The sequence below is a fragment of the Pseudoalteromonas luteoviolacea genome, from assembly GCF_021654285.1.
Classification (GTDB): domain Bacteria; phylum Pseudomonadota; class Gammaproteobacteria; order Enterobacterales; family Alteromonadaceae; genus Pseudoalteromonas; species Pseudoalteromonas luteoviolacea_J.
In genome coordinates this window covers 1-1,441 of sequence record NZ_JAKFZS010000084.1, presented here as the reverse complement: position 1 = coordinate 1,441, position 1,441 = coordinate 1, and the positions used below count along the sequence as shown (strand labels likewise).

Genomic DNA, 1,441 nt, shown 5'->3' with positions numbered 1-1,441 from the left:
AACATGGTTAGTGGAGAGAGTAAAGTTGCTAAGCAGTGTATTTGCGATTGAAATAGCCGCATATGCAATCATGAGTAATCACTATCATTTGGTGGTGAAAGTGAATAGACAGCAAGCACTTAATTGGTCAGATAACAAACTTATGGGACAGACACAAATCTTTTGCTTAATTCGAGTTATTTGACTACTGTTTAAATATCCAGTTTTAAGTTGAGTTGAATGGGAATGACAAGAGCAAGGAAAGCACTGATAGATTTGTCGTCGACGTCTTATTATCACTTAATAGCACGATGTGTACGTCGTGCTTTTTTGTGTGGAGAAGATGAATATACAGGTAAAAACTTTGACCATAGACGAACATGGTTAGTCGAAAGAGTAAAGCTGCTAAGTCGTGTATTTGCCATTGAAATAGCCGCATATGCCATTATGAGTAATCACTATCATTTGGTTGTTAAAGTGAATAGACAGCAAGCACTTAATTGGTCAGATAATGAAGTGATATCAAGGTGGTATAGGTTATACAAGGGTAGCCCAATTATTGATAGATACCTTCACGGTGATACGCTCAGTGAGGCAGAGCAGTTGCTCGTATCTGAGCTAATTGAAAAATGGCGAGCCAGACTGTATGACATTAGCTGGTTTATGAAAAACCTTAATGAATTCATTGCTAAGAAGGCAAATAAGGAAGACAACTGCACGGGTAAATATTGGGAAGGACGATATAAATCCCAAGCTTTGTTAGATGAAACCGCATTGCTCAGCTGCATGGCCTATGTAGATTTAAACCCGATTCGAGCCAACATGGCAAATAATCTAGAGGATAGTGATTTTACCTCAATTCAAGAGCGCATTAGGCACTTTAAAAACGTCAAACCAAACGCACAAAAATCTAATAAAAATAATGAAGCTGCATACCAAATAAAACAGCCCAAATCATTAAAACGGTTTGGTAAAAGAGAGCATGAAAACACAATACCTTTCTCATTAATTGATTATCTTGAACTAGTTGATTGGACGGGTCGCCATGTTCACCCTAAAAAGAAAGGGTTCATACCGAAGAATGTGCCCGATATACTTGTATCACTGAGAATTGAAGAAGCAACTTGGCTGGATAGAGTACAAAATTACGGTACTCACTATGGTAATTTTGCAGGCTCGAAAACGGTATTAAGAGCGCATGCTGCTAAAAATGATGTAAGTTGGTATAAGGGGGTTGGGTAGTAAAGCTTATTTAAATCACCTCTTTAAACTATTTATCTCTCATTCATTGAAATTAAATTATACATAAATGAGTTATTTTTACTGTGTTCTCAATTTAAGCCATCTTTATCTTCTCTATTTATTACTTTTTAAATTTTATAGTTGTTTATTTTTAAAGAGTGAACTTGTGATATTATTCGACATTTAAAATTTGCCTGTCCTTTTGTTTGTTTTTAAACTG

General features: G+C 35.7%; 1 protein-coding gene and 1 pseudogene. Both read left to right on the top strand.

The window, feature by feature from the left end:
* A pseudogene (locus L1077_RS27100) lies at positions 1 to 184 on the top strand (hypothetical protein); the annotation flags it as partial.
* Between the two features lie 41 nt (positions 185 to 225).
* The gene (locus L1077_RS27095; protein WP_237139874.1) at positions 226 to 1,221 is read left to right on the top strand and encodes a transposase; all 996 of its coding nucleotides are present in this window, start codon (positions 226 to 228) and stop codon (positions 1,219 to 1,221) included.
* The last annotated feature ends 220 nt before the right edge of the window (positions 1,222 to 1,441 follow it).

Bases quoted from the DNA above. Each gene is read 5' to 3' on its own strand.
- L1077_RS27095 (WP_237139874.1), top strand. From the start codon at position 226: ATGACAAGAGCAAGGAAAGCACTGATAGATTTGTCGTCGACGTCTTAT.